We start from the raw sequence: 3,474 nt of genomic DNA, 5'->3' as shown, positions 1-3,474 counted from the left end.
GGGGTGTTGATCCGGTGCGTTGCACTAAGTATATGACTTCGAGTCAGACCCTAACTTTTAATATGCTGGGTCAAGCGGTGACCCGCCCTGAACTATGTGCAGATCTCTTCAATTCTCTACTGGGAAGATCAGATCTCGTCAAACTTGAGAAATACGATTTTGAGTTTTCTCCCGCAGGCACCGAATATTCACTGGGTGACCGAACACTGATTGACCTTCTGCTGAGATTCCGGACACGCGATAATGCTCTGCAGGTAGTTGGCATCGAAACTAAGCTTGCAGATCGGTTTTCAACGCGCAGTACTGCCGCGATGGGCGGTGAACTCTACAGGCTGATTCAAGAGAAATTTAGTGTGTGGCACAATATGGTAGAAGCGCTAGCAGATAACCGAACGCGCCAGCTGGTTCGTTGCCATGCTCTTGCTCAATCAGTGCAGAGGCATGAAGACGACAAAGACCTGCGCACCGCTCGAATGATGATACTTTTGCATCCTGACGACAGGATTGGTTATGTGGCCGCTTCCGCATATAGTTCTCACCTAACGGATCCGGCAATTTCCCCTATCATAACTTGGGATGCATTTCTCGCTTGTGCTTTGGCCACAGGGGCGATTGATTACAAATTGGTTCGACAACTTTCTGATCGTTATATCGATATTTTGAGTAGTGAATCTGCATGGTCTAAATTTAACTCTCAAATATCTAACCACCTCGAAAGTTAAAGAGCGACCGATTCAGATGGTCGATCCTATCCGTGATCTCGGCGTGGCTTGGAGATTGTTGAGTTCTCTCGGCGATTTGGGTGGCCGCTGCGCTGATAGTAGCGAATAATCAGTTGATGACCGGTGACATCGATTGCTGCCGCGAAGAGGGGCCATATCGACCTCAGTTGTTTGTCGACGGCCATCGTAAGCTCCCCACTGGCGGCCATTTATGGCGCATTTTGTGGCCATGGTTTCTCCCCGCGTACGGCCAGATAGTTCCCCACCTGCTGTGAGTCAGATTCGGTCCCGGCAACGCTGGGTGGATGAAATCGAGCAGGGAGATCATGGAAATTTTGGAGGCGTACGACCTCACGGGTAGTTATCGGGCGGCGGCGGAGCTGGCTGGGTGTGATCACCACACGGTGGCCCGGTATGTGCAGATGCGCGCTGCGGGGCAGCCGCCGGACCGCCGGCGGCATCGAGCGCGGGCGATCGACGACTTTCTGCCGAAGATCGAGGAGTTGGTGGTCCGCTCGCAGGGCAAGGTCCGCGCGGATGTCATCCACGAACGGATCGTCGCGCTGGGGTTCACCGGCGGTGAGCGGACCACGCGCCGGACGGTCGCGGAGGCGAAGGCCCAGTTTCGGGCTGGTCGGCGGCGAGTGTATCGGCCGTGGGTAACCGAACCTGGGCTGTGGTTACAGTACGACTTCGGTGACGGGCCAACGATTTCCGGCCGGAAGACGACGTTGTTCTGCGCATGGTTGGCGTGGTCGCGATTTCGGGTGGTGATCCCGATCTGGGACAAGACATTGCCGACGGTGGCGGCGTGTTTGGATGCGACATTCCGCCGCTTGGGCGGGGTTCCGGTCTATGTCCTCACCGACAACGAGAAGACCGCGACGATCGATCACGTGGCCGGGATCGCGGTCCGCAATCCGGAGATCGTGGAGGTGGCACGGCATTACGGCACGACGCTGCGGACGTGTTTACCTGCTGATCCGGAGTCGAAGGGAGGAAGTGAGGCGACGGTGCGGATCGCCAAAGCCGACCTGTTGCCGAAGGAGGTGAACCTGCGCGAGCAGTATCACTCTTTCGGTGAGCTCGAGTCGGCTTGCCGGCAGTTCTGCACCGACGTCAACACCCGCGTCCACAGCTCTACTCGGCGGCGGCCGGTCGAGCGGCTGGCCGAAGAGTTGCAGCGGCTGCATCCGCTGCCGAAATCTCCGTTCACCGCGGTGTTCGGCACTACCCGGCGGGTGAACTGGGAGTCGACGATCTCGGTGGAAGGGGTGCGGTATTCGGTGCCGCACACGTTGATCGACACTCGGGTCTGGGCCCGCTTCCATGGTGAGGAGCTGATCGTGACCGCCGTCGACAATGATGGCGGTGCAGTCGAAGTCGCGCGGCACCGCCGCGGCCAACCCGGTTCACCGGTCCTCGACAACGACCACTACCCACCCCGCCCAGACCGCGACGCCGCCGACCGGGTGCCCAAGCCTCGTACCGCCGCCGAGCTCGCCTTCCTACAGTTGGGCCAGGGTGCCAACAGCTGGCTGGTCGAGGCTGCCGCCGCGGGAGCGCGCCGCATCAGGGCGAAGATGGCCGAGGCCGTGGACCTTTCGAAGCTGCACTCCCCGGACGCAGTCGACAGAGCGTTGGGGACGGCGGCGATGACCGGCCGGTTCGCCGATCGGGACCTGATCTCGATCCTCGACTACCAAGTCACCCACGAACACGCTGATCCGGTCCGTCGCAGCGAGAACCACACTCTGCAACCGGGCACCGCCGCCTGGTCCACCTTCGGCCAGACACCAGCGCCGGCCAGCCCAGCCACTACTGACGATGAAAGCGATGACGCCTGATGAGCACCCCTTTGCGCACTGTTACCAGCGCTAACGGCGACCCGTTGGCCGAGGCGATCGACCTGACTAAACGCCTGAAACTGCCCCATATCCGCAGGTCCTTGAGCGATATCATCCCGACCGCGAAAGCCCAACGCTGGGACCCCGCCGAAGTCGTGCGGGTTCTCCTCGCTGAGGAAGCCGCCGGCCGGGACCGGGCGAACCTGCACACTCGCCGCAAACGCGCGGGTTTCCCTACCGGCAAGACCTTCGGCGACTGGGACGAAACGAAATCGTCGATTCCCCGCGCCACCCAGGACGCGCTCCGCACCCTGGAGTGGGTCGGGCGGCGTGAATGTTTCTGCGTCTGTGGGCCTTCGGGAACTGGCAAGTCTCACTTCACCGAGGCACTCGGGCAGGCCGCAGTCGAAGCTGGGCTGGCGGTGTCTTGGTTCACCATCGAAGACCTCGGTGCCCTGGTCCGCCGGCACCGTGCCGACGACTCCATCGCCCGAGCCCTGACGAGGATCATCCGCTCCGACCTGATCATCGTCGACGACATCGGTCTGCTCCCGGTCTCTGAAGACGCCGCCGAAGGATTCTATCGCCTCGTCGACGCTGCCTACGAACGCCGAGCGATTGCCGTCTCGAGCAACCTGCACCCCTCCGGCTTCGACGAGATCATGCCCAAAACATTGGCCACCGCCACCGTTGACCGGCTCCTGCACCATGCGCACGTCGTCGTCACCGACGGCGACTCCTTCCGCCTCACCGAAGCCACCACCGGCAAGGGGGTGAAGCCCTTCAGCTAACCCAAATCAGAAAGCGGGTGGGGAAAAACAACTGGCCGCCACCGGGGAGAACCCGTGGCCACCAGCGGGGAGAACTACTGGCCGCCTACGGGGAGAACTTCGTGGCCATTGACA

At 60.9% G+C, this 3,474-nt stretch carries 3 protein-coding genes; all 3 read left to right on the top strand.

Translation table 11 applies throughout. The features are described 5' to 3' along the window. Positions 1–722 (top strand): PGN_0703 family putative restriction endonuclease (locus tag ACIQWS_RS25355; protein WP_403185147.1); only part of this gene is annotated, 722 nt, incomplete at its 5' end. Between the two features lie 305 nt (positions 723–1,027). Next, on the top strand, positions 1,028–2,569 hold the full coding sequence (istA, locus tag ACIQWS_RS25350) for an IS21-like element IS1415 family transposase (protein WP_030538069.1): 1,542 nt from the start codon (positions 1,028–1,030) through the stop codon (positions 2,567–2,569). After that, positions 2,569–3,360 carry an IS21-like element IS1415 family helper ATPase IstB gene (istB, locus tag ACIQWS_RS25345; RefSeq protein ID WP_003944771.1) on the top strand — a complete coding sequence of 264 codons (792 nt, stop codon included), beginning with the start codon at positions 2,569–2,571 and terminating at the stop codon, positions 3,358–3,360. The genes istA and istB overlap by 1 nt, the downstream gene beginning before the upstream one ends. Positions 3,361–3,474 lie beyond the last annotated feature (114 nt).

This window comes from Phyllobacterium sp. NPDC097923 (assembly GCF_044760925.1).
Lineage (GTDB): Bacteria > Pseudomonadota > Alphaproteobacteria > Rhizobiales > Rhizobiaceae > Phyllobacterium > Phyllobacterium calauticae.
This window is presented reverse-complemented; position numbering and strand designations above follow the sequence as displayed.

Bases quoted from the DNA above. Each gene is read 5' to 3' on its own strand.
- istB (WP_003944771.1), top strand. From the start codon at position 2,569: ATGAGCACCCCTTTGCGCACTGTTACCAGCGCTAACGGCGACCCGTTG.
- istA (WP_030538069.1), top strand. From the start codon at position 1,028: ATGAAATCGAGCAGGGAGATCATGGAAATTTTGGAGGCGTACGACCTC.